Source organism: Embleya sp. NPDC020886, from assembly GCF_044333915.1.
GTDB lineage: Bacteria > Actinomycetota > Actinomycetes > Streptomycetales > Streptomycetaceae > Embleya.
Genome location: NZ_JBIRRX010000011.1, coordinates 268,485 through 293,239, shown reverse-complemented (window position 1 = coordinate 293,239; position 24,755 = coordinate 268,485). Strand labels below are relative to the sequence as shown.

Below are 24,755 nucleotides of genomic sequence, written 5' to 3'. Positions count from 1 at the left end.
TCCTTCCGGGAATGCCGTGGGTGGCAGTGGGTCGGCGAGCTGCCACGGGGTGCTTCCGTTCTTCGTTCACGTGACAACCCTGCGCCTCCCGTGGTCCCGGGCGGATGAGCCCACGGCCCCGAATCCCCGGCCGATGTCCCGACCCGAACGGGCCGGGGAGGCCGCCGCATAGACTGCCGGGCGTGCGCGACCACGAACCCGTGTTCAAACGGAACAGGTGGGGACCGAGCCCCTACGTGTTCAACGTCCGCAATCCCATCGGTCTGGCCCTGACCGTGGTCACCGTGGTCTTCGTCGTGGTCATGCTGGTCCTGATGAACAGGCGCATCGGCCCGTTCGCGCCACCGGCGTCCCCGGACCGGACCTCGCCGGACGGGTGGGAGTGGTCGCCGACCGGGCCACCGACGCCGTGGATCCCACCGACCCCGACCACGAAGGCCCCGACCGGCACGGCGCCGACGACGTCGACACCGACCGGCTCGACATCGCCCGCGCAGCCGTAGCGCGCCCTCAGTCCCGCTGCGCCGCCGCCTTGTCGTCGCGCAACCGCCGGGCCCGAAGCACCAGTTCCAACTCGAAGCGGCGATCCGGTTCGTCCATCTCGTCGCCCAGCAACTCCCGGATCCGGCGCAGCCGGTAGCGCACGGTCTGCGCGTGCACTCCCAGCCGCGCGGCGATCTCCGGTGCGCCGCCACGCGTCTCCAGCCAGGCCAGCAGCGTCTCGGCCAACCGGCGCGAGTGCGCGGGCGGGCAGTTGTCCAGCGGTGCCAGGCAGCGCCGGGCCAGGTCCTCGATCAGTTCCTCGGGCGGCAGCAACACCAGTGCCTCGGTGTGCTCGGTGCAGCGGATCACCCGCCCGTCCGGCAGTTGCCCGCGCTCCATCAGGCGCAGCGCCGTACAGGCCCAGTGCAGCGACTTGGCCGCGTCGGCCAGCGGCACGGACGGGCCGATCGCGCCGGACCAACCCGCCATCGCCCGGCGCAACAACTCGGGCCGGCCGGCCGCGTCCGGATCGGGCAGGATCATCCGGGGTCGTTCGCACTCCATGTCCAACAGCACGTCCCGGCCCACCGCCGGCGCGACCGCGTCCGGCGCGGGCCGCAACAGCACTCCCACGGCGACCTGTTCGGGCAGCGGCCAGCCGATCCGGGCGGCGTGCTCGGCGAGCGCGCTCGCGGGTTCGGTGCCGTACTCGGTGAGCAACAACTTGATCAACCGCTTCTGCGCCCACAGGCGTTCGCCCACCTGACGGGCCGCGGCCTCGGCATAGCCGTGCACCGACTGGGCGACCAGGCCGTCGAGGTATTCGAAGCCCGCCTCGGCCAGTTCGTACATCGCCGGCGGCGGGATCTCCACCTGCTGGCCGATCTCGGCCAGCCGCCGCCACGCGAGTCGCACGCCGAGCCGGTAGACCGCCTGCAACGAGTCCAGGCTGCGCCCTTGCAGCACCTCGGCGCGGCCGAACAGTTCGAACAGTTCCAGGCGTTCGTGCTGCCGGTCGTCGGTGGCGAGCAGGTGCTCGACGAAGTCGGCCAGGGCGCGCCGGATGGCGACCAGGGCCATCGGTTCGCCCGACTCGTCCGGGACCAGCGGCAGGGCGGGGAATTCGATCCGGATGTCGCGCAGGATGCCCTGTGCCAGGTCGGCGATCTCGGCCATGGCCAGATCGGCGAACCGGCGCAGTTGCGGCCGGGGCACGTCCCGCCACGCGGTGCGCACCGTGCCTCGCCCTCGCGGCGGGTGGTCGATGCCCGCACCGGCGGCGTGGGTCCGGGGCCGGACACGTTTCCCGGCATGCGGGGCCGGCATCAGGGCTGCGGGTTCGGCGCGGTGGGATCGGTGCGGAAGGACACGAGTGGCACGTTGGGTTGTTCGGGGGTCTTGTGCAACGCGGCGACGATGCCGAACGCGGCACCGACGGCGAGGGCGGCGGCGAGGATCACGGTCAACCCGGCGGCGAGCAGTCTGTGCATGCTTCGACGAGCCTCTCGATCGGAGGGCACCCCGCCCATTCCCATGCACCGGCTCTGAATGAACACAGTGTGCGAGGCGTATTGACACTCCGTCAAGGGTGCGCCTACGGTTCCCGGCCTGAGACAGACGTGCACGTCCCCCAGGCCCCTTGCCGTCAGGAGTGCCGGATGCGCCGCGCCATTTCGTTTCGTTCCCCGATCCTGTCCCTGGCCCTGCTCGGAGCCGGAGTCTTCCTGCTCGTGCTGGCCGCGATGCTGGCCTGGTACGTCGAGCCGCAGGCCAAGCGCACGCCGCTCGACATCGACGACACGGTGGTGTTCGCCGGTACCGGGAGCTATTTCGACACCACCGCGTTGCGGCCGGTACACGGCGAGACGCTGACCGTGACCCGCCGGGTGGTGGGCGATGTCGCGATGGCGGAGCGCAGCGGCCGGGCGGTGTGGGACGTGTCGACCACGATCGACACCCCGGCCACGCTGGCCGAGCACGACCCGCGGCGGTCCTACCAGTGGACGGTGGCCCGCTGGGTGACCGACCGGCGTACCAATGCCCCCGTGCACTGCTGCGGGGAGACGCCGGCGATCCGGGGCGAGGCGTTCCTGAAGTTCCCGTTCGACCTGGAGAAGCGGCGATACCGCTGGTGGGACGAGACCTTGGGGGCCGAGGTCCCGCTGGACTATCGCGGCACGGTCGAGGTGCGCGGGCATCGCGGCTATCGCTTCACCGGCACCGTCCGGGACACCCGGGTCGGCGGTCGACAGGTCCCGGGCACCCTGGTCGGCGTCGCACAACCGCAGGTGCTCGCCGAGGAGTGGTACGCGAACGCCGGCATCGAACTGGTCGCCGACCCGCGCACCGGTCGGGTCATCGACGCGCGGATCGCCCCGCGCAAGACCCTGCGGGCACCCGGCGCGAGTACGGCCTCGGTGGTGTTGCTCGACAGCTCCGACATCCGCTTCACCCCCGAAACCCGGCGCCGGCAGGTCGATTTGGCCAAGCGGGACGACGCCCGGCTGGTGCTGGTCGGGGAGACCGCGCCGCTGGCCGCGGGGGGTGTGGGAACCGTACTCACCGCGCTCGGGCTGCTGTCGGTGATCCGCGGACCGCGGCCCGGCACCCCCGTTGCCGAGCCGGCCGCCGATCGCAAGGCGCGGGTCCGCCGGCGCCGGTTGCCGCGGCTGCGCCCGAGCGCGGCGCGTGGCGGCGACTCCGGTCGGCCGGCACCGAACTGACGGTTCGTCGCACTTCCCGGCGGCAAAGTTGTCACCTGCGTGAGTAGCCGCCGCGCACACGGTGGCGAAAAGCTACGAACTCACCCCGCACATCCCGCACTTCCCACGCACCCATCCGCGTCCGATCCAGGCTCGATACGAGTTGGAGCCGACATGCCCCAGCACGTGCCTTCCGCGCTGCGTCCGGTGCTCCGTGCGACACCCCCCGAAGCCGTACCGACCCACGCCGCGCACCCCCGTGCCCGACCGTCCCCGCACCCGCGCCGAATCGTCTTCCTGGCCCGCCGCGACCTGGCCAACCCGGCTGCGGGCGGCTCCGAACTGCTGGTCGATCGGCTGGCGCACGGACTCACCGCGCACGGCCACCAGGTGGCCCTGCTGTGCGGCGGACCGTCCGCCGACCGCGACTACCGGGTGCTCTCGGTCGGCGGCGACACCGACCACTACCTGCACGCCCACCGGGCCCTCGACCGCCGCGTCGGCGGCTGCGACCTGCTCGTCGAGGTCTGCAACGGCATGCCCTACCTGAGCCCGCTGTGGCATCGCGGGCCGACCGTGTGCCTGGTCAACCACGTGCATACCGACCTGTGGGAAATGCGGTTCCCGGGCCCCGCCGCACGGCTGGGCCGGCGACTGGAGCACTGGGGACTGGCCGGCGCGCATCGGGGCAACCTGATCGTCGCGGTGTCCGAGTCGACCGCCGCCGCGCTGCGCGCGATCGGGGTGCCGCCGGACCGGATCCGGGTCGTGCACAACGGCGTGGAGGAACCCGGGCCCAGGGCCGCCAAGTCGCCGGAGCCGCTGTTCGTGGCGGTGGGCCGGTTGGTCGAATACAAGCGCATCGACCTGCTCCTGCGCCTGTGGGAGCGGGTCCGGCCGGTGACCGGGGGCCGGCTGGTGATCGTCGGCGACGGTCCCGAACGCGAGCGACTGCAAGCGCTGACCGGGCCCGGCGTGCTGTTCACCGGTCGGATCTCCGAGGCCGAGAAGCATCGACTGTTGTGCTCGGCCTGGCTGTTGCTGCATCCCTCGTTGGTCGAGGGCTGGGGTCTGGTGGTGACCGAGGCCGCGGCCCGGCACACGCCGGCCATCGGGTTCGACATCCCCGGACTGCGCGACTCGATCGACGACGGGGTCACCGGGGTCCTGGCCCGGGGCGAGAGTTCGTTCGCCGCCGCCTGGTGCACGTTGGCGCTCGGTCCCGAGCGCTGCGCGGCGATGGGCGCCGCCGCCGGGCTGCGCGCCGCACGGTTTCGCTGGACCGACACGGTGCGGCAGTTCCGAGCGGTGGCCGCCGAGGCCGCGGCCGCCCCGGTCACCGGACGCGGCGCCGGGTGGTGACCGGATGAAGGACCCGTCGCTGCGCAGGTCGATCGCGCTCCTTCGCGCCTTCCGGCAGGAGCGGCACGACCCGGATCGGTGCTACGGGCTGCTCGCCCGCGATGCCGCCGACCAGGTCGAGCGGCATGTCCGGCTGCGTGGTCGAGTGGTGGTGGATGTGGGCGGTGGCAGTGGGCACTTCACCCGGGAGTTCCGCCGACGCGGCGCCCACGGCTACCTGTTCGAACCGGATGCGCGGGAACTGGCCGGGCACGGCGCACCGCTCCTTGGTGCGGTGCTCGCCGACGGCTACCTGCTGCCGCTGGCCGACGGCGTCGCCGACGTGTGTTTCTCCTCCAATGTGCTGGAGCACGTCGCGGATCCGCAGACCTTCTTGAGCGAACTGGTCCGGGTCACCCGCCCGGGCGGGTTGATCTACGTCGCCTTCACCAACTGGTACTCCCCGTGGGGCGGTCACGAGTGGGCGCCCTGGCACTACCTGGGTGCCGAACGCGCCCGGGCCCGGTACGCGCGACGCACCGGTCGGGCCGCCAAGCACACCCTGGGCGAGAACCTGTTCACCGTGCACGTCGGGCCCACGCTGCGCCACGTCCGGGACCGTCCGGACGTCGTGCTGGTCTCGGCCCGCTCCCGCTACTGGCCCTTCGCGCCCGGCGCGATCATCCGCGTTCCCGGGTTGCGCGAGGTCCTCACCTGGAACCTGCTCCTCATTCTTCGGCGCTGCCCGTGACCGCGGCCCCCGGGACGGCGGCGCCGCCCGACGCGTGCGTCGCCCCCGCCGCCGGCACCCCGGCCGCCCGGGCACCGCGCGCGCTTCGCAGGAGGCACTCGTGACCGATACGACCCTGTCCCTCCCTCCGGCCCGGCCCGGCCGGCCGCCCGCCGAGGTGCCGTCGGCCGAGCCACCGGCCGAACGGCCGCGCCGGCGGGCCTGGTTGCCGGCGTTCTGGGCGGTCGTCTTCGTCGCGTTCCTGGTCCGGGCGCCGGGCCGGACGACCTTCGAGACCAAGCTCGGCGTGGTCACCGACCCGTGGCGGTTCATCGGCGATCTGGGCAACCTGTGGCACGACCGGGCCGGCTTCGGCGGCATCGCCGACCAGTACATCGGCTACGCCTTCCCGATCCTGCCCTACTACGCACTGGCCGATCTGCTCCATCTGCCGATCTGGCTCGCCGAACGGCTGTGGCTCTCGCTGATCGTCAGCGCCGCCTTCTGGGGCGCACTGCGGCTGGCCGAGCGGCTGCGGGTGGGCAGCGCGAGCAGCCGGCTGCTCGGCGCGGTGGCGTACGCGCTGTGGCCGACCTTCACCATCGTGATCGGGTCCACCTCGGCCGCGGTGTTGCCCGGGGCGCTGTTGCCGTGGGTGCTCCTGCCGTTGGCCTCGACCCGGCTGAACCCGCGTACCGCCGCCGCTCGTTCGGCGTTGCTGATCCCGTTCATGGGCGGGGTCAACGCGGCCTCGACGCTGGCCGCGCTGTTGCCGGTCGGGCTGTACCTGCTCACCCGTCCGGCCGGGCCGCGCAAGTGGGCGTTGATCGGCTGGTGGGTGCCCGGGGTGCTGTTGGCCACCGCGTGGTGGGTGGTCCCGCTGCTGCTGCTCGGCATCTACGGCGAGAACTTCCTGCCGTACATCGAGCAGGCCGAGACCACCACGAGCACGATGTCCGCGACCGAACTGCTGCGCGGCGCGGGCGACTGGGTCGCCTATCTGCACTTCGGTGAGCCGTGGTTGCCGGCCGGCTGGACCGTGGCGACCGCGGTGGTCACCATCCTGGGCTCGGCGTTCGCCGCCGCGCTGGGCCTGGCCGGGCTGGCCCGACGGGACCTGCCGGAGCGCCGCTGGCTGACGCTGACCGTGCTGGTCGTGGCGCTGATCGCGCTGGCCGGGTACGGCGGTTCGTTCGGCGCGCCGTTCCACGGCACGGCCCGGGACTGGCTGGACGGGTGGCTGCGTCCGTTCCGCAACATCTACAAGTTCGAGCCGGGACTGGCGCTGGCCCTGGTGCTCGGGCTCACCCACCTGGTGGGCACCGCGGGCGAGCGCGAGCGGGTGCTGCCCCGGCCGGCCCGCCGGTTCGCGCCCGCGCTTGCCGCGCTGCTGATCCTGCCCGGCCTGGCCTGGCCCTACCTCAACGGCACGATCCTGCAACCGGGGAGCTTCGAAAAGCTGCCCGACCACTGGCGACAGACCGCCCAGTGGCTGGACCGACACTCCTCGGACACCCGGGCCCTGGTGGTCCCCGCGACCGCCCACGGGCTGTACACGTGGGGCTCCCCGATCGACCAACCGCTCGACCCGCTCGCCGAATCGCCGTGGGCGCAGAGGGACTTCGTCCCGTTCGGCACACCCGGGGTGCGGCGCGCGACGGACGCGGTGGAGCAGGCGCTGCTCACCGGCGGCGCGGTGCCCGGGCTGCGTGACTTCCTCTCCCGGGCCGGGCTGTACACGGTGGTGGTGCGCAACGACCTCGACCCGGACCAGATCGGCTACGTGCAGCCGGCCACCGTCATCCGCACCCTGGAGTCCTCCGGCTACCACCGGGTGACCGGATTCGGGCCGCTGATCACCGGCGGCCGGATCCCCGAGGAGACCCCGATCCAGGTGCAGGGCCTGTTCACCCGCCGGCAGGCCGTCGAGATCTACGAGCCGAGCCCGGACACCCCGCGCCCCGGCCGCGTCGGCAGCCGCGCGGTCGCCGACACGGCGCTGCTCAGCGGCGGCCCGGAGGCGCTGCTGCAACTGTCCGTCGACCCCACGCTGCGCGATCGGCCCACGGTGCTCACCGGCGACGCCCACCCGGGTATCGACCGGCCCGGCACCCGACTCGTGGCCGACGGGCTGCGCCGCGCGGACACCCGCTTCGGGCTGATCAACTCCAACACGTCCTATCCGTACACCGCGACCGAACGAAACCCCTCGGACAGCACGCAGAACCCCGGCACACCACCGAAGCAGATCCTGCCGATCGACGGTGCCGAACATCAGAGCACCGCCGAGCTGCGCGGGGCGACGTCGGTGAGCGCGTCCAGCAGCGGCAACTGGCTCTTCCATCTGCCGCAGTTCGACCCGGTGAACGCCTTCGACGGCGACCCGGCGACCGCGTGGGCCGAGGGCAGCCCCGGCAAGCCGGCCGGTCAGTGGCTCAAGGTCGGTTTCACCGCCCCGACCGACATCCCCGCGTCGCTGCTGCTGACCCCGTTGGCCGGCGACGGCCTGCGCGCCGTGCCGACCCGGGTGCGGATCGAGACCGATCGTGGGGCCAGGGAGGGCACGCTGCGGCCCGAGGGCACCGCCCAACCGGTGCCGGCGCCGCCGGGTGCGGCCAAGTGGCTCAAGGTCACCATCCTGGACGCGCAGACGGCCCGATCGGGTCTTTCCGGCGCGGGCTTCGCCGAGGTGGCCATCCCCGGCGTGCAGGTCTCCCGGCTGCTGCGGCTGCCCACCGACGCGGACCGGGACGACGCGCAGACCTCGGTCTACTCGCTGCACCGCGACATCGACCTCGGCGGGCTCTCGCCGGTGGCGGCGGAGGACGGGCTGCACCGCCGGTTCGCCACGCCGCAGGCCGGCGACTTCGCCTTCGACATCCGCGCCGTGGCGGTGCCGGGACCGGAACTGGACCGGCTGCTGGTGGCCGCCGCGCCCGAACAGGCGCGGCGGATCACCGTGACCGCCGAGTCGACCGGCCGTACGGGTCGTTCGCTCAGTCCGCGCAACCTCGTGGACGGCGACCTGACCACGGCCTGGATCGCCGGGGATCGGCCGGTGGTCGAGCTGAGTTGGCCCGACCGCAAGACCATCGACCGAATCGTCTTCGGCGCGGCGGGCGGGCTGTCCAGCCGACCGGAGGAGGTACGGATCACTGCGCCCAACGGCTCGGTGACCACCACCGTCGACGAGAACGGACTGGCCCGCTTCGGCCCGATCGACACCGACCGGATCACCATCACGATCACCCGGACCGCACCGCTGACCGTGCACAATCCGCTCGCCGACAAGCGGCTGCAACTGCCGGTCGGGCTCAGCGAGATCCACGTCCCGGCACTGGCCGGCCTGCGCACGCCCCCGCCGGATCCCAAGCTCGGTTTCACGCTGCCGTGCGGGCAGGGGCCGGCGTTGGCGGTGGACGGCGTACTGCACACCACCAGCGTCGCCGGCTCGGTGCGCGATCTGCTCGAACGGCGGCCCGTGTCGGTGCGGTTGTGCGCCGCCGAGGCCGCCGGCGGCGCGCTGCCGCTGGGCCCGGGGCTGCACACGGTCGAGGCGGGCAATCAGGGCCCGCTCCAGATCACCGACGTGACCGCGACCCGAGGCCGACTCCCGGTCCCGGACCGCCGGTCGGCGCGCTCGGCCGACGCCGCCGACTGGAGCGGCGACCACCGCTCGGTGCGGATGGGCGCGGGCGAGGCCACCTACCTGCAGATGTACGAGAACCACAACTCGGGGTGGAAGGCCACCCTGAACGGCAAGGAACTGCGTCCGGTACGCATCGACGGCTGGCAACAGGGCTGGCTGGTGCCCGCCGGGGCGGCCGGCACCGTCGAGCTCGACTACGAACCGGGCGACATCTACCGGGGCGGGCTGATCGGCGCCGCGGTGGCCCTGGCCGCCCTGCTCGCCCTGGCCTTCGTGCGGCGGCGGAAGCAGGATCCGACGGGCCTCGACGAGCCGCTCGCCGATCCGCCGGCGCCGGGCCGGATCCTGGGCGTGCTCGCGCTCACCGTCGTGATCGCCGTCGTGGCGGGACCGGTCGCGCTGCTGGTGCCCGCGCTCGCGGTGGTCGCCCACCTGCGCCACCGGCTGCTGGTACCGATCGCACTCGCGGCCATGGCCGGCGCCGGGATCGCGGCGGCGGTCGGCGCGGACGAGCCGGTCGTCGGCGGCCAGGGCGCTTTCGGGCCCGCCGCCCAGGTGCTTGCGTTGATCGCGTTGTGCGCTGCGCTGGTGACGACGGGCGGGGGCGAGCCGGGGGGCCTGTGGACCGCGGCGGGCGGGGGCCGGCACGGACGTACGCGGGACGCGGGGACGGGGGCTGCGCCGGCGGGGGCGGTGGGGACGACCGGGGCGGCTGCGCTGCCTGGGCCGCCTGGGCCGCCTGGGCCTCCTGCGCCGCCGTCGCCCGACGGGCCGGAGGCGGCCGGGGCCGGGTCGATGGCCGAGTCGGCGGCGCCCGACGGAGTCCCGGTCGGCGATGGCACGGGGTCCGGCCGGGATCGGTCGGACCGGGAGGCCGACACGGCGCAGTTGCCGAGCCACCCGGACCGGGACGCCGACACGGCGCAGCTACCCACGCTGCCACCCGGCGGCGGGGAAGCCGGCGCCGCGCAGGCGCCGACGCCCCCATCGGGCGGAAACGCGACGGGCGCGGCGCAGTCGCCGGCACCGCCACCCGACGGGAACGCGACCGACACAGCGCAGTCGCCCGTACCTCCGACCCACCACCTCGCGACCGACACCACAGCGCCACCCGACGGGAACGCGACCGGCGCGACGCAGGCGCCTGTACCTCCGACCGACCACCACGCGACCGACACCGCACCGCCACCCGACGGGAACGCAACCGGCGCGACGCAGGCGCCTGTACCTCCGACCGACCACCACGCGACCGACACAGCGCAGGCGCCCGCACCGTCAACCGACCACCACGCGACCGGCGCGACGCAGTCGCCGGCGCCGCCGACCGGCGGGAAGGGGGCCGGGCAGCCGTGACCGCAGCGCGCCCGAGTCGGCCCGGGCTTCCGGTCGGGCCGGCTCTCGCCCGGATCCCGTTCCCGCTCGTCGACGAGATGTCCCGGCACGGTCAGCGGCCCGGCGAGCCGATCGCGGTGCACATGGAGATCCGGCTGCCCGGGCAGCCGGATCCGGCCCGATTGCGTGCCGCGTTCCGTACCGCGCTGCGCCGACACGCGCGCGTTCTGGTCCGCGAGGCCCCGCGCCCGTGGTACGGGCGGCGCTACGAATGGGAACTCACCGCCGCCCCCGACGTCGAACCGGTCGGCTTCCCACCGCCCGGACCGGACGCGTTGGCCCGGGCCCGGACGAGGGCCCTGGCCGAGACACCGCCGCTGTCCCTGTCCCCGCCGGTGCGCCTGGACGTGATCCGCTCCTCCGCGACGTCCGGCGGTTGTGTACTGCTGTGCACGATCCATCACACCGCCCTCGACGGCCCCTCGTTCCTGCGCGTCCTGGCCACCGCCGCCGAGTCGTACAGCGGTACCGACTCCACGCCCGTCCCGGAGCGCACCGGCCCACCCGACGCCGCCGCCGGTCCGCAATCGCCGGCCCTGGATCCCGGCCGACCGCCGGCCCGCTCCGCCCGGGTCGCACCGGCCCCCGCCGCACTCGCGCGGCGACGTCGGGGCAACGGCGTCGTCCTCGGCGAACTCCCGATCCACCCGCGTCCACCCGGCGCCGACCACACCGTCAACGACCGCCTGCTGGTGGCCACCTGCCTGACCATCGCCCGCTGGAACCGGCTGCACGCCGCGCCGACCCGGCCGATCCGGATCACCATGCCCGTCGACGACCGCCCGCGCGGCGCCGAGATGCCGATCGGCAACGGCACCCGACTGGTCGAAGTGGCCTTCGGCTCCCGCGAGTACGCGAACGAACCGAGCCCAGAGGCGATCGTCGCCCTGCTCCGCCGCACGGCCCGCCGGACCAGGCAACTCCGGGCCGCGCCACGCCCCCCGCTCGGCCACGGCGCGGCCCTGCTCACCGCACCGGTCCTCCCGGTCGACCTGCGCGCCTCGATCACTCGGGGCCTGGGCCGCGCGTTCGGGCCGTGGACCTCCACCACGCTGCTCAGCAACCTGGGCCGGATCCCCTACCCGCTGGACTTCGGCGACGCGGGCCGGGCGGACGCGGTCTGGGTCTCCGCACCCACCCGGATGCCCCGGGGCCTGACCATCACCACGACCGGCATCGCCGGCCGGCTGCACGTGGGACTGCGCTGGTCCCGCGCACTGCTCGACGACGCGGCGGGTCGGCGGCTCTACGGCTTCTTCGCGGACTACCTCGACACCGTCTCGGCCGCCGCACTCGCCGCCGGACCGGTCGTGGCTCCCGCGGTGGACCCGCTCGCAACCCCGGTCGTGAACCCGGCGGTTGCCCGCGAAGGGGGTCCGGGATGACCGACACCCGACCGACCGGGCTGCGCGAGTTCTACGAGGATCCGACGGTGCCGGTCGCCTCCGGCGTCGAGCGCAGCCGGCGCCAGGCCGCGATGCTGGCTCGCGCCCTCGGCCCGGACCCGGCCCTGGTGGTCGACGTCGGCTGCGGCGACGGCTCGGCGGCCTCGATCACGGGCCCGCTGTTGCCCGGCCACACCCTGATCGGGATCGACTGGTCCCAGGACGCGCTGCGCCGGGCGAGCAGCCGGATGCGGCACCTGGTTCGCGGCGAACTCACGGACGGAGGGCTGCCGTTGGCCGATGCGAGCGTGGACGCGGTGCTGTTCGGCGAGGTGCTCGAACACCTCGTGGACCCGGACTCGGCCCTGGACGAACTGCGCCGGATACTCAAGCCCCGTGGCCACCTGATGCTCTCCACGCCGAACCTGGCCGCCTGGTACAACCGCGCGTTGCTGCTCGCGGGCGTGCAACCGATCTTCTCCGAGGTCAGCCTGCGCGCCATCCACGGCCGACCGGGCGCCCAGGTGGTCGGCCACCTGCGGCTGTACACCGCCCGCGCCCTGCGCGACTTCCTCACCGCATCGGGCTTCGAGGTGGTCCGGACGACCGGGGCGCCGTTCCACGGCGTGCCGAGGGTACTCGGGCCGCTGGACCGGGCCGCGTGCCTGGCCCCTTCGCTGGCCTCGATCCTGCTCGTGCACGCGCGGCGGGCCTAGCCGTGTGGTGGGGAGTCGCCGCGGCGCTGCTCGCCAATGTGCTCTACAGCACCGGATTCGTGCTGGAGAAACGGGCGTTGGCCGACCTTCCGGCGCTGTCGACGGGCCGGCCGCTCCGGCTGGTGCGCCTGCTCGTGGGCAGCCCGCGATGGCTCGCCGGCTCGTTCGCGCTGGCCGCCGGCTTCGTCGCCCAACTCGCCGTCTACCGCACGCTGCCCATCGCCGCGGCCCAGGGCCTGTTCGTCGGCGGGCTGGTACTGCTGCTCCTGCTGTCCTCGGCGCTCCTGGGCGAACGGGCCTCCGGTCGGGAACGCGCCGGGGTCCTGGCCGTGCTCGCCGCACTGGCGATGATCGTCGCCTCGTTGCGCGACGCGGACCCGGTCGGCGAACGGGCCCCGCTCGGCCGGTTCCTGGTGCTCTGCCTGCCCGCGCTCGCAGCCGGCCTGTGGCTCTACCTCGGCGCGGAGCGGCGCGCTCGCGACCCCGGCCGCCCGCCCACCACCGGCGTGGCATACGGCGTCGCGATGGGCCTGCTGTACGGGGTGAGTTCGCTGGCGATCAAGGGCATCTCGGGCCGGCTCGGCGGGGCCGGCCCCGGCGCGACCGCCGTCGACCTGCTCCGTTCCCCCTACCCGTACCTGCTCGTCGGGATCGGCGCGGCCGGCCTGGTGTTGTCGCAGACCGCGTTGCAGCGCTGCCGCGCGTCGCTGATCGTGCCGGTATGCACCACGGTTTCGGCCCTGTTCACCGCCGTACCGGGCAGCTTCGCCTTCGGCGAGGCACTGCCGCACGACCGACTGCGCCTGACCCTGCGCCTGCTCGGCGGAGCGCTGGCCGTGCTCGTCCTGCTCCTGCTGCCCCGACACGACGAGGACCTCGGGTCACCGGCACCACGGGGGAAGTCGCTTCCCTGCCCAAGGAGTCACCACATGGAACCCGATGATCCGCTGCTCCGGATCCTGGCCTGCCCACTGGACAAGGGACCACTCACCCTGCTTCTCCCGGAGGACGCCTTGTACAACCCGAGACTGCACCGCCGATACCCGATCCTCGACGGCATCCCACAACTCCTCCCCTCCTCCGGCGTCCGGGTCTCGGACGACGAACACGCCCGACTCGCCCACCGGATCGCCCCGTGACGCTGGCCGCCCGGCTCGCCCCCCGGGTTTCCCCGAGACTGGTCACCGCCGCCGTCGACGTGCTGTACCCGCGTTTCGAACCGGAGTTGCGGCGGATCGCCGACTTCGTCCCGCGCGGCGGCACCGCCGTCGACGTGGGCGGCTGGTACGGGCCGTGGTCCCGGCGACTGGCCGGACGCGCGGACTCGGTGGTGACGGTGGAGCCGGTACCGCACCTGGCCGCGTTGCTCGACGCCCGCACACCGGCCAACGTACGGGTGGTGGCCGCCGCGGCGGGCGATCGCGGCACCGGCACCACCGCGCTGTGGTTGCCGCCGGGCGATCGGGGCGATCGGGGCGTGTCCTCGCTCGTGCGCAGGCAGATCCACGATCGGGCGCTGGACGTACCCTGCGTGCGTCTGGACGATCTCGGGTTGACCGACGTCACGTTCGTCAAGATCGACGTGGACGGCAGCGAACCGGCGGTGCTCCAGGGCGCCGAGGACACCCTGCGCCGGGATCGTCCGGCGCTGTTCATCGAGTTGGAGGCCCGCATCCAGTCGCCCGCGCCGGTGCTCGACTTCCTCGGCCGACTGGACTACCGGGGCTGGGTGTTGCCCGGTCGACACTGGCTGCCGCTGACCGACTTCGACCTGGCCGGCCACCAGGCACGCACCTCCCACGTGGCCGAACGCGGCCTACTGCGCCGCACCTTGGCACCCTTCAGCCGCCGCTACGTCAACTCCGTCCTGTTCCTGCCCACGAAACGACAGCCGGGGCGCGGGGTTCCGGTCTCGCCGGGGATCTAGGGCCTGTCCGGCGGAAACCGCAACGACGTCACTCGGGTCATGCCTTTGCTCGCGGCGATCGGGGTTACGACGACCACGACAAATACCGCCGCCTCGTGTGGGCGCGAGGAACCGAACCCATGATCGCCCGACGGGGACAACAACCCCACGGATCCGGCCTCGGACGCGTGCGCTGGTCGTGGAACGCACCATCTCGTGGCTGCACGACTTCCGCCGCCTTCGCATCCGCTGGGAACGACGCGACGACATCCACTCCTCCCGGTACCTCCTGATCGCCCGATCGCATCTGACCGCATCCGACTGCCGGGCGGTGATCACCGCCCGGTTCCGGAACGGCCACGCCACCCCTCACGTCTCCTCACGACGACCGTAGCACCACTTTTCTCCGAATGGAGAAAAGTTGTCGAGGAACTAGGGTGGTCCCCATGTCCACTCCCGTCCGAGCACCCCGGTCGGCCGGCGGCGCGGCGCGGCGCGAGGCCCTTCTCGACGCCACCGTGCGGCTGCTCGCCCGGGACGGCGCCCGGGCGGTGACGCACCGCGCCGTGGCGGTCGAGGCGGGCACCACCCACGGGTCCGCCCGCTACTACTTCGGCACCCGCGAGCAACTGCTCGACGAGGCCCTGCGCCGCCTCGCGGCCGGGCAGATCGACGAGATCCGGGCCGTGTTGCGGCGGTCGGCCACCGCCGACCCGCAGGAGTTCGCCGCCCGGCTCGCCCGCTACGTGGCGGACACCGTCGCCGGCGATCGGGACGCGAGCATCGCCCGGTTCGAGCTGTTCCTGGAGGTCGCCCGCCGACCCGAGCTGCGCCCCGCCCTGGAGGAGTGGGGGGCGGTACAACGCGAGGCCCTGGCCGCCCGGTTGGCGGCGGTGGGCGCGGCCGAGCCCGAGGCCGCCGCCGCCGACCTGCTCACTCTGCTCAACGGCCTCGTCCTCGAACAACTCGCCACACCCGACGACGACTTCGAGCACACCCGCCTGCGCCCCGCGATCCTGCGCCACTGCGCCGGTCACGGCTAGGCACCGTCCCCGGACCCGCCGTCAGCGTCCCGCCCGATCCGTCGTTCCCGGTCGGTCCCGCAACATGTGGGCCAGGAGCCGGCCCCGGGACCGCAGCCCCGTCTTGTCGAAGATGTGCTGAAGGTGACTCTTGACCGTCGGCACACCGATCGACAACACCCGGCCGATCTCCGCGTTCGTCGCTCCGTCGAGCAGCAGGGCGACGACCTCGGCCTCGCGCGCGGTCAGCTCCCAGGCCGCCTCGGGGGCCGGATCGACCGCCGGCTGCTGCCACGCGCCGAACGCGTACTCGAGATAGGGGTGCGCCTTGCGCAGAAACCGCAGCTCGCGCGCGGTGAAATCGCCCTCGCGCGCATCCCGCAACAGCGACACACCCCCCACGAGCCGGCCGTCGTGCCGCAGGTACAACTCGGCCTCGTAGCGGATCCCCAGCGGACGCATGAAGTGCCGGTAGTAATCCGACGCGTCGAACCGTTCCCCCAGGTCGAACAGCGTCGCCAGCGGGGTGTCCGACGCGTCGAACCGCCTCGGGTGGAACGGATCGAGCAGATGGAAATGGCTCAGGTAGCCGACGTTGCGCGCCGGCGGGATGCCCCGGAAGACATGGCCGACCGCGTTCAGACCTGGATCGACGGAGTAGAAGACCATCCCGGTCGCCGAGACGGACTCGGCCAGGAAGTCCATCGTCCGCGCCTTGAACTCGGCGACGCCGTGCGGGCCGACGGTGGATCGTGGGGTGCTGGGGTACATGGGGGCCGCCGCTTCGTCCGAAGGAAGGGGTCGAGGAGAGGCCGACCGAGGAGATCGACACGAGGAGGTCGAAGGGAGGCAGGTCGAACCTAACCGCGCCCGAACCGAGGGGTCAAGGTCGGGTGTCAACCGTTGGATCGATGTGCCCCATCGCCTGCCCGCCTACCTTCACCCGATGACCGGACCCGCCGGTCGGAGCGGAGGCAGCGGATGGCCAGGACACTCATCACCGGTGGCAACGTACTGACCCTCGATCCGTCCGCGCCGGACGCCGAGGCGCTGGTGGTGGAGGCGGGGCGGGTGCTCGCCACCGGCGGCGCCCGCGACATGGCGAGCCTCGCCGGCCGGGGCGCGCGGACGATGGACGTCGCCGGGGCGACCGTGCTGCCCGGTCTGATCGACACCCACCCGCACGTGCTGCACTTCGGTGGCCTGGCGGCGGGCCTGGTCGACCTGACCGACGCCGTCGACCACGCCGACATCGTGGCGCGGATCCGCGAGCACGCGGCACACACGCCCCCGGGCGAGTGGATCATGTGCACGCCGGTCGGGGAACCGCACTACTTCGTCCGGCGCTCGTCGGCCGACCTCGCCGAACGGCGCCTGCCCGACCGGCACACCCTGGACGCGGCGACCGCCGACCACCCGGTGCTGATCCAGGCCTGGGCGCCGCGCATGCCGAACGTGGTGGCGTTCAACAGCGCGGGACTGCGCGCCGTCGGGCTGAGCGCCTTCCTGCCCGACCGGGTCTGCGACGTCGAAATCGACAAGGACGACAACGGCGAACTCACCGGCATCCTGCGCGGGCCGGTCACCAACTACTACACGTACGACCCGTTCTGGTCCCAGATCCTGACCAAGCTGCCCCCGCTCGACCCCGCCCGCGCCGTACAGGGCACCCTCGACGAGATGGCCCGGTTCACCGCACACGGGGTGACCACGGTATACGAGGGGCACGCGATGGAACCCGAACACATCGAGGTATACCGGCACTTGCGCGCCCAGGGCCGGCTCACCTTCCGGGTCCTGGCCGCGCCCGACATCGAGTCGGTCATCTTCACCCCGTTCGAGCCGCTGAGCACGGCCGAATTCGGGGCCCGTCTGGAGCGACTGACCGCACAACCCTCCGAGCGCGACGACGAGTTCCTGCGGATCGACGGCATCACGATGAGTCCGGGCGGCCCGTGCTTCTCCGGCTACTTCGCGACCCACGAGCCGTACACCGGCCCGTTCGGCTCGCCCACCCGGGGAGTTCGATTCCTGTCCCTGGAGAAGGAGGAACTTTTCGTCCGGTTCTGCGCCGCACGCGGGATCCGCGCGAACATGTGCCTGGGCGCGTTCCGCGAGCACGACGACTTCCTGGCGATCGCCGAACGTGTGGTCCGCGAACACGACTTCCGTGATCGGCGCTGGATCCTGCAACACGCGATCACGATCACCCCCGACCAGGTCCGCCGCTACCGCGCGCTCGGATTCCAGGTCACCACGTCGGTCGGCTTCGCGTGGGGCAAGGGCCGGATGTACGGGGAGCGCATGGGCGAGCACGTGTGGCGTGATCTCGTCCCGCTGCGCCGCCTGCTCGACGCGGGCCTGGACCTCGGCGGCGGCACCGACTGGGGACCGAAGAACCCGTGGGAGCAGATCAAACTGGCCCAGACACACGAGTTCGCCGGCTCCGGGCACCGCAACGCCGGTCCCGACCAGGTCCTCACCCGCGCCCAGGCACTGCGGATGTGGACCACCGGCGCCGCCCGGGTGCTGGACTGGCCGGACATCGGCGCCCTGGTACCCGGCCACCACGCGGACATCGCGATCGTCGACCGCGACCCCGCACGCTGCGACCTCGACGACCTCCCGGGTACCCGGGTGCTGCGCACCCTCCTCGGCGGACGCACCGTGCACGACAGCGGCGACCTCGCGGACGCCGGCGACGAACCCGAAACGGAGAACGGCCGATGACCGCACACGAGCAGGTGCTCGCCCGAATCGACGACCTGCGCGACGAGTTGCTGGCCACCCTCGCCGCGGCCATTCGAATCCCGAGCGTCACGCCGACCTTCCCCGGCGAGGACTACGCCGACGTGGTCGGCGCCGAGGGCGCGGTCTCGCGCCTGCTGGCCGGTGTGTACACCGACGCCGGCGCCGAGGTCGACGTGTTCGCGGTCGACCCCGGGCGGGACAACGCGGTCGGGGTGATCCGGGGTACCGGGGGCGGCCGTTCGTTGATCCTCAACGGTCACGTCGACGTCGTCCCGCCCGGCGACCCCGCCGCGTGGCGCTCCGGCGACCCGTTCGACGCGGCGATCGAGGACGGCTGGATCCACGGCCGCGGCTCGGCCGACATGAAGAGCGGCCTGGTCGCGCAGGCGTTCGCGGCCCGCGCCCTGCGGGAGGCCGGGGTGCGGCTGCGCGGCGACCTGATCCTCCAGGCCGTGGTCGGCGAGGAGAACCTCGAACACCACATGGGCACCTCCGCGGTGCTCGCGCGCGGCTACACCGCCGACGGCGCGATCGTGGCCGAACCCACGGGCGCAGCAAAGCCGTTGACCGTCATGGCCGCGACCCCCGGCGTGCTGGTGATGCAGGTCGACGTGGTCGGCAAAAGCGCCCACTCGTCCATGCGCGGACGCATGTTGCGCGGGCAGGGCACGCGGGACCCGATCGCGGTCAGCGCGATCGACCGGGGACTGGTGATCCACGAGGCCCTTCGGCGCCTCGAACACGACTGGGCGATCACGAAGTTCGACCCGCTCTTCGAACCCGGACAGTTCACCATCGCCCCCGGAGCCCTCGACGGCGGCGCCCGACACTCCCGCAGCGGCGCCTTCATTCCGGACCGAATGAGCATGGTCTACGCGGTGTTCCACCCGCCGGCCGAGGAACAGGACACGATCCGGGAGGAGATCGAGAGCCACATCGCGCACGTCGCCGCCACCGACCCATGGCTGCGCGAGCATCCGCCGGTGGTCACCTGGCAACTGTGCTACCCCGGATCGCGCGTGGACCCGACCCATCCGCTGTGCAACGTCGTGGCCGGCGCGCGCGAACTGGCCGGACACGACAGTCCGTACGCGGCCCGGCCCGGCATCGAGGCGTTCCCCTCCGCGACCGACTCCACCTGGCTCTGCCGCGCCGGCATCGCGACCGTGGGCCTGGGACCGGGTCGACTCGCCATGGCGCACGCCTACGACGAACGTTGCGCGATCGACGAGATCATCTGCGCGGCCCGTACCTACGCGCTCGCGGCGATCGACTGGTGCGGCGCGTGAGCGGGCCCGAACCGATCGCGCCCTACCTGGCCGTCGGACTGTCGACGATCGTGCACGGCATCGGCGCCCGCCGGCACATCACCCGCAACCTCGACACGATCGAGGACGCCATCCACGCCGCCGTCTCCACCATCGGGATCAACATGCCGGTCAAGCTGATCGCGCTCGCCGAGGGCGCGCTCACCGGCTTCACCGACGAGATCTTCGACCTCCCGCACGTCCGGGCCGCCCGGGACCTGTTCATCGACATCCCCGGCCCCGAGACCGACCGCCTCGCCGCCCTCGCCCGCCACTACGGCACCTACCTGGTCGTCCAGTGCAAGGCGCGCTGGCCCGAGATCGTCCCCGACCGCTACTTCAACGTGCTGTTCGTGATCTCCCCCGACGGCGAGATCGTGCACCGTGCCGCCAAGAACCACGTCTGGTGCCGCGAGCATTCGTGCACCCCGCACGACGTCTACGATCGCTGGGTCGAGGTGTTCGGCGACGGGATCGACGCCTTCTACCCCGTCCTGCGCACCCCGGACATCGGCAACATCGGCACGATCTGCTGCAGCGACGGCGAATACCCGGAGGCGGTAAGGGCGTTGGCGCTGGGCGGGGCCGAGGTGGTGTACCGACCCAGCGAGGCGGTGCCGATGACCCAGGCCGGCCCCGACCCCGGCGGCACGTGGCTTTTGCAGAACCGGGCCCACGCGCACTTCAACTCCCTGTACATGGTCTGCCCGAACGTCGGCCCGGTGTACGTGACTCCCGACGCCCGGCATCCGTACGACATCGGCGGTGGGCACTCGCACATCGTCGACCACCTCGGCGCCGTGATCGCACACACGGTCTCCGGCGCGAACAGTTTCGTCGCCGGCATCGTGGACATCGAGGCGCTGCGCCGATTCCGGGTGATGAACCTCAACTCCAACTGGCTGAAGGACCTGCGCACCGAACTCTTCCGCCGGATGTACGACCGCCCCGTGCACCCGGCCAATCTGTGGCTCGACCACGATCCGACGGGCCATGCCGACGTGGACGAGATCTATCGAGCCAACATCCGCCGCCTGATCGATCGCGGCGCCTACACGCCCCCCGCACACGCCTCGCCCGGGGCGCGGTACATCCCACCGCCCGGCGGCGACGACCCGACGGCGATCCTGGACCGGTGGGCGGACGCGGACGGGTGAACGGCGGCCCGGTGAACCCGTGCGGCCGGCCGGCCGTGTGGGTGACGGAGACTCCAGGGCCCCGCCCACCGCCGGGCCCTGCGGAATCAGGAGGGGATCGATGATGGCGACAACTTCCACGCGGCTGACCCGGGGCGCACTGTTCGTGGCCGGGTTGGCCGCCGCCCTGCTGTCCGCCGGCGCGCCGGCGATGGCGAGCGGGACGGCGCTGTACTGCGGCGGGGGCATGGGCCCGACGGCCGACATCGCGGTTCGGGCCGCGATCGAGGACGCCCAGGAGTCGGCCCGCACGGACGGCCGCTACTCCTGCGAAGCGGCCGACGCGCCACAGGTCTTCGAGGTCTTCGACGACCCGTACCGCGGCCATGTCTTCTACGCGAGTGTGACGATGAACTGCGGTTAGCGGGTTTCGTGCCGAGGGGTCTCGGCGCCCCTCGGCGCTCGACAGCGGTTGACGTCCCGTCGGTCGGGCAGCGCGCCGATCCGCCCCTTGACCTTCGGTTCCTCGAGGTGTCGCCGGCTTTCGTCAGAGGTTCCTAGAGCAGGCCGCGGTCGCGGGCGTAGATCGCCGCGTGGGTGCGGTCGCGGAGGTTCAGCCGGGACAGGATCCGGGAGATGTGGTTCTTGACGGTGCCTTCGCTGAGGAACAGGCGGCCGGCGATCTCGCGGTTGGTCGACCCGGTGGCGATCAGTCGCAGCACCTCGATCTCGCGCCCGGTCAGCACGTCGAGTTCGCGGCCCGGATCCGGACCGAGGCTCGGGTCCGGGCCCGGGTCCGGGTCGCGCGGCGGGGTCGGCCGCTCGGGCCGGGGCGCGGCCAGGCGTCGGGTGATCGAGGCGTCGAGTGGGGCGACGCCGGCGCGGGCCAGTCGGATCGCGGCGGCCAGTTGTGCCGACGGCAGGTTCTTGAGCAGGTAGCCGATCGCGCCCGCCCGCAGCGCCTCCGAGACGTACCGGTCGTCGTCGAACGTGGTCAGCATGATCACCCGGCACAGCGGCGCGCGTTCGCTCAGCAGCGCGACCGCGGTGACACCGTCCATCACCGGCATCCGGACGTCCATCAGGATCACGTCCGGATGCTCGGCACACGCGATGTCCACCGCCTGGCGGCCGTCCGGGACCGCGCCGATCACCGTGATGCCGGGCTGGATGCCCAGCAGCGAGGCGATGCCCTCGCGCACCAGTTCCTGGTCGTCGACCACCAACACCCGTACCGGGTCCTCCTCGTGTCCGCTCACCGGCTCGACGCCCCGACACGCGCCGGTACGCGCGGCACCGTGACCGTGACCACGGTGCCCCGCCCGGGTGCGGCGTCGACCTCGACCCGGCCGCCGAGCAGGTCGACCCGTTCGCGCATCGCCCGCAGGCCGAAGCCGTCCGCGCTGTCGAGCGCACGATCGCCGAGGGTGGGGCCGGGGACGAAGCCGCGCCCGTCGTCGGCGACCACCAGTCGTGCCTCGCGTTCGCCGTAGCGGGCGGACACCGCGACGTTGCCGGCGCCGGCGTGCCGGTGCGCGTTGGTCAGACCCTCCTGCGCCGCGCGATACAGCGCGGTGAGCGATTCGACGTGGTAACCGTGCTCCTCGCCGGCCACGTCCAGAGTCACCCGGGCGGGGCCGCCCTCGACGTGCCGAACCAGGTCCGCCAGCGCCGCGGACAACGAGAACGGTTCCCCCTCGTCCCGCAGCGCCCGTACCGACACCCGGACTTCGTCCAGTGCCCGGCTCGCCGACCAGCGTGCGTCGGCGAGTGCCCGTTCGGCGACGCGGGCGTCCAGGTCCCGAAACGCCGATGCCTTCTCCAACTGGATGGCGATCGCGGTCAGATGGTGGCCGAGGCCGTCGTGGAACTCGCGGGCCAGCCGGTTGCGTTCCTGGGCCACCGAAAGCCGCTCGACCCGGGCCGCGTAGTCGGCCAACCGCGCGTGCGAGTCGCGCAGTTCGCGCAGCGTGTCCTCCAACCGGACCCGACCCGCCTGCTCGCCCACCGCGATCGAGGCCATCGCCACGGCGAGCACCAGGCCGAGGCCGGACATCAGCAGGTCGGTGACGATGTCGGTCCGCAGATACCACTCGGGCACCCACAGCACGTCGGCGAGCAGAATCACCGCCACGCACACCGTGCTCAGCGCCACGCCGACCCGCCGGCCGAAGGCGAAGTAGGCGGTGATCGGCACCAGGACGAACAGCGCCCGGGACACGCCGGAGCGGTCGAGCCCGGCCGCCGCCGCGAACAGCGCCAGTCGGCCGATCAGCAACAACACGGCCGGTCGAGGCGGGGTACGGACCGGGTGGCGGTACACCTCCCGGCGATCCAGTGCGACCAGGAGCAGCAGACACCCGGCGAACCCGCCCAGTCGCAGCGGCCGGATCGGGCCGGCCTCGATCACGCCGCCGTGGAGTCCGCCGATCAACACGACGGCGTAGACCGTGCTCGGCAGCCAGGACATCGGCCGGGACACCCCCGCGGTCGGGGCCGGCGGTGACGACGCGGTCATCTTGGTACCCCTGTTCGATCCCCGGTGCGGTGCGCCGAACGATACCCGTGGATGAAGCGCCCGGGACCGGTGCGGCCGGGGCGTGCCGAACCTTGGCCGAAGGTCATGTGCCGTTCGGCGGCGCCGCCGCACACCCCGGGGCGGAGACCGATCGCGGTGTGGCCGGTCGGCATCTGTGGCCCGCTCCCCGGCCCTTCCTAGTCTCGGCACTGCCGAATCCGGCTCCCCACCCCATCCCACGAAGGGCAGTTCCTTGCTGAAGACCACCCGCCCACTGGCCGTCGCCGCCGCGCTGCTGCTGGCCACGACGCTGGGCTCGACGGCGGCGAGCGCGATACCCGAGTCCGATTCGATCGCCGCGGCGTCGGCGTGCCGAGTGCGCGTGCCCGGCGCGGAGCATGTGATCGGTGCCTGCCTGGCGGATCTGACCACGGCCGGCACCGTCGCCTCCGGACACACCGACCCGGAGGACTGGGCCGGCCTGGAGACGGCCGGCACGGTCGATCCGTCGGGCGTCCCGGGCGTGCAACTCGACGGCTACTTCCCGGACACCTCCACCACCAACACCAATCACCGGTGGAACCACGACAGCCAGTTCGTGATCCGGCTGCCGAGGAACTGGAACGGCGGCCTGGTCGTGGCCGGCCCGCCCGGCCTGCGCGAGCAGTACGCCAACGACCGGCTGATCTCCGACCACGTGCTCGCGCAAGGCTTCGCCTACGCGGCCACCGACAAGGGCAACACCGGGGAGCGGATCTACCGGGACGGCCGGCGTCCCGGCGATGCCATCGCCGAATGGCACGAGCGGGTGGCGCAGTTGACGGTCGCCGCCAAGCAGGTCGCCACGCGGCACTACGGTCGGCGGCCCGCGACCACGTTCATGGCCGGCGCCTCCGCGGCCGGCTACCTGGTGCGCTGGCAATTGGAGAACAACCCGGGCCTGTTCACCGGCGGCGTCGAATTGCACGGCCTGCTGCTCACGCCCGACGCGCCGAACATCCTGGACACGGCGCCGGCGGCGCTGCGCGCCTACCCGAAGTTCCGCGACCGGGTGCCGGGCGGCCTGGAGGAGATGCACGCGGCCGGCTACCCGGTCGGCTCCGAGCCGATCTGGGGATTCCACTATCTGAACCTGTGGGACTCGCTCCAGCGCACCATGCGCGAGGAGCTCGACCCCGGGTACGACGGCCCGAAGGAGGCCGGCACGCCGTTCTGCCCGGCGAACACGATCAAGGGTTGCGACACCGACTACGTCTACGCCGATCGCCCGGCCGCCGTGCACAAAGCGATCGAACGGTTGTCGTCGACCGGACGGATCAAGCGTCCGCTGATCAGTCTCCAGGGCACGTTGGACGCGTTGTTGCCGATCACCAGGAGCGGTGACGTGTACGCGAGGATGGTCGACGACGCCGGTCGCGGCGACCTGCACCGCTACTACCGGGTCACCAACGGCACCCACGCGGACGGCCTGTACCGGGCCATGCCCGAGGTGATCCAGTCGATGTCCCCGTGCTTCGCCACGGCCTTCGACGCGCTGGCCGCCTGGACCCGGAACGGCACACCGCCGCCGCCGAGCCGCACCGTCCCGGCGCCGCCGGAGGAGGCGGACCGGATCAATCGTTGCGGGTTGTGATCCACAGCGGGCGATGCCCAGCACCCACCCGGCCACCCGCGACCACGCCGAAGGCGGGTCGCGGGTGGCGGGCCGTCCGGCCGC

20 protein-coding genes and 2 pseudogenes are annotated in these 24,755 nt (G+C 72.8%); 17 read left to right on the top strand and 5 right to left on the bottom strand.

Annotation, left to right across the window (positions count from 1 at the left end; translation table 11 throughout):
* Positions 1-182 precede the first annotated feature (182 nt).
* Positions 183-503: a hypothetical protein gene (locus ACH4U8_RS32860; RefSeq protein WP_395782082.1), complete on the top strand. Its 321-nt coding sequence runs from the start codon at positions 183-185 to the stop codon at positions 501-503.
* 7 nt (positions 504-510) lie between these two features.
* On the opposite strand, the gene ACH4U8_RS32855 is transcribed toward ACH4U8_RS32860, so the two are convergent.
* Both ACH4U8_RS32855 and ACH4U8_RS32850 read right to left on the bottom strand, forming a co-directional pair.
* On the bottom strand, positions 511-1,719 hold the full coding sequence (locus ACH4U8_RS32855; protein WP_395782080.1) for a helix-turn-helix domain-containing protein: 1,209 nt from the start codon (positions 1,717-1,719) through the stop codon (positions 511-513).
* Between the two features lie 89 nt (positions 1,720-1,808).
* Complete coding sequence (locus tag ACH4U8_RS32850) at positions 1,809-1,973, bottom strand: hypothetical protein (RefSeq protein WP_360308982.1); 165 nt, start codon at positions 1,971-1,973, stop codon at positions 1,809-1,811.
* A gap of 168 nt (positions 1,974-2,141) precedes the next feature.
* On the opposite strand from ACH4U8_RS32850, the gene ACH4U8_RS32845 reads away from it, so the two are divergent.
* The 11 genes and pseudogenes from ACH4U8_RS32845 to ACH4U8_RS32795 all read left to right on the top strand — a co-directional run bounded on the left by ACH4U8_RS32845 (position 2,142) and on the right by ACH4U8_RS32795 (position 15,347).
* Positions 2,142-3,206, top strand: coding sequence for a DUF3068 domain-containing protein (locus ACH4U8_RS32845; protein WP_360308985.1), 1,065 nt, complete (start codon positions 2,142-2,144; stop codon positions 3,204-3,206).
* Positions 3,207-3,359: 153 nt separating this feature from the next.
* The gene (locus ACH4U8_RS32840; RefSeq protein WP_395782078.1) at positions 3,360-4,547 is read left to right on the top strand and encodes a glycosyltransferase family 4 protein; all 1,188 of its coding nucleotides are present in this window, start codon (positions 3,360-3,362) and stop codon (positions 4,545-4,547) included.
* Between the two features lie 4 nt (positions 4,548-4,551).
* A complete protein-coding gene (locus ACH4U8_RS32835) occupies positions 4,552-5,277 on the top strand; it encodes a class I SAM-dependent methyltransferase (RefSeq protein WP_395782076.1) in 726 nt (241 codons plus the stop codon).
* A 100-nt stretch (positions 5,278-5,377) separates the two neighbouring features.
* Positions 5,378-10,258 carry an alpha-(1->3)-arabinofuranosyltransferase family protein gene (locus tag ACH4U8_RS32830; RefSeq protein ID WP_395782074.1) on the top strand — a complete coding sequence of 1,627 codons (4,881 nt, stop codon included), beginning with the start codon at positions 5,378-5,380 and terminating at the stop codon, positions 10,256-10,258.
* Positions 10,255-11,682, top strand: a complete 1,428-nt coding sequence (locus ACH4U8_RS32825) for a condensation protein (RefSeq protein ID WP_395782072.1) — start codon at positions 10,255-10,257, stop codon at positions 11,680-11,682. Before ACH4U8_RS32830 ends, ACH4U8_RS32825 begins: the two co-directional genes overlap by 4 nt.
* On the top strand, positions 11,679-12,398 hold the full coding sequence (locus ACH4U8_RS32820) for a methyltransferase domain-containing protein (RefSeq protein ID WP_395782070.1): 720 nt from the start codon (positions 11,679-11,681) through the stop codon (positions 12,396-12,398). Before ACH4U8_RS32825 ends, ACH4U8_RS32820 begins: the two co-directional genes overlap by 4 nt.
* A gap of 2 nt (positions 12,399-12,400) precedes the next feature.
* A pseudogene (locus tag ACH4U8_RS32815) lies at positions 12,401-13,291 on the top strand (hypothetical protein); the annotation flags it as partial.
* A 36-nt stretch (positions 13,292-13,327) separates the two neighbouring features.
* A complete protein-coding gene (locus ACH4U8_RS32810; RefSeq protein ID WP_379991396.1) occupies positions 13,328-13,537 on the top strand; it encodes a Trm112 family protein in 210 nt (69 codons plus the stop codon).
* Positions 13,534-14,325: an FkbM family methyltransferase gene (locus ACH4U8_RS32805; RefSeq protein WP_379991393.1), complete on the top strand. Its 792-nt coding sequence runs from the start codon at positions 13,534-13,536 to the stop codon at positions 14,323-14,325. Before ACH4U8_RS32810 ends, ACH4U8_RS32805 begins: the two co-directional genes overlap by 4 nt.
* Before the next feature lie 3 nt (positions 14,326-14,328).
* Positions 14,329-14,584 (top strand): annotated as a pseudogene (locus tag ACH4U8_RS32800) (transposase); the annotation flags it as partial.
* A 166-nt stretch (positions 14,585-14,750) separates the two neighbouring features.
* Positions 14,751-15,347, top strand: a complete 597-nt coding sequence (locus tag ACH4U8_RS32795) for a TetR/AcrR family transcriptional regulator (RefSeq protein ID WP_395782068.1) — start codon at positions 14,751-14,753, stop codon at positions 15,345-15,347.
* A 21-nt stretch (positions 15,348-15,368) separates the two neighbouring features.
* Here the strand turns inward: ACH4U8_RS32795 and ACH4U8_RS32790 are convergent, their stop codons facing one another.
* The gene (locus ACH4U8_RS32790) at positions 15,369-16,097 is read right to left on the bottom strand and encodes a helix-turn-helix transcriptional regulator (protein ID WP_360308994.1); all 729 of its coding nucleotides are present in this window, start codon (positions 16,095-16,097) and stop codon (positions 15,369-15,371) included.
* Between the two features lie 210 nt (positions 16,098-16,307).
* Here ACH4U8_RS32790 and ACH4U8_RS32785 point away from each other — a divergent pair, with 210 nt between their 5' ends.
* The 4 genes from ACH4U8_RS32785 (at position 16,308) to ACH4U8_RS32770 (ending at position 20,944) form a co-directional block, all read left to right on the top strand.
* Positions 16,308-18,056 (top strand): amidohydrolase, encoded by a 1,749-nt coding sequence (locus ACH4U8_RS32785; protein WP_395782066.1) that lies wholly within the window; start codon positions 16,308-16,310, stop codon positions 18,054-18,056.
* Entirely contained in the window at positions 18,053-19,366 is a 1,314-nt protein-coding gene (locus tag ACH4U8_RS32780) for an ArgE/DapE family deacylase (protein WP_360308997.1), read from the top strand. The genes ACH4U8_RS32785 and ACH4U8_RS32780 overlap by 4 nt, the downstream gene beginning before the upstream one ends.
* Positions 19,363-20,541: a nitrilase-related carbon-nitrogen hydrolase gene (locus ACH4U8_RS32775; RefSeq protein ID WP_395782064.1), complete on the top strand. Its 1,179-nt coding sequence runs from the start codon at positions 19,363-19,365 to the stop codon at positions 20,539-20,541. Before ACH4U8_RS32780 ends, ACH4U8_RS32775 begins: the two co-directional genes overlap by 4 nt.
* A 100-nt stretch (positions 20,542-20,641) precedes the next feature.
* Positions 20,642-20,944, top strand: a complete 303-nt coding sequence (locus ACH4U8_RS32770) for a hypothetical protein (RefSeq protein WP_395782062.1) — start codon at positions 20,642-20,644, stop codon at positions 20,942-20,944.
* Positions 20,945-21,077: 133 nt separating this feature from the next.
* Here the strand turns inward: ACH4U8_RS32770 and ACH4U8_RS32765 are convergent, their stop codons facing one another.
* Together ACH4U8_RS32765 and ACH4U8_RS32760 are read right to left on the bottom strand one after the other, a co-directional pair.
* A complete protein-coding gene (locus ACH4U8_RS32765) occupies positions 21,078-21,779 on the bottom strand; it encodes a response regulator (protein WP_395782060.1) in 702 nt (233 codons plus the stop codon).
* On the bottom strand, positions 21,776-23,038 hold the full coding sequence (locus ACH4U8_RS32760; RefSeq protein ID WP_395782058.1) for a sensor histidine kinase: 1,263 nt from the start codon (positions 23,036-23,038) through the stop codon (positions 21,776-21,778). Before ACH4U8_RS32760 ends, ACH4U8_RS32765 begins: the two co-directional genes overlap by 4 nt.
* 253 nt (positions 23,039-23,291) lie before the next feature.
* Here ACH4U8_RS32760 and ACH4U8_RS32755 point away from each other — a divergent pair, with 253 nt between their 5' ends.
* The gene (locus ACH4U8_RS32755) at positions 23,292-24,671 is read left to right on the top strand and encodes a tannase/feruloyl esterase family alpha/beta hydrolase (protein WP_395782056.1); all 1,380 of its coding nucleotides are present in this window, start codon (positions 23,292-23,294) and stop codon (positions 24,669-24,671) included.
* Positions 24,672-24,755: the final 84 nt, after the last annotated feature.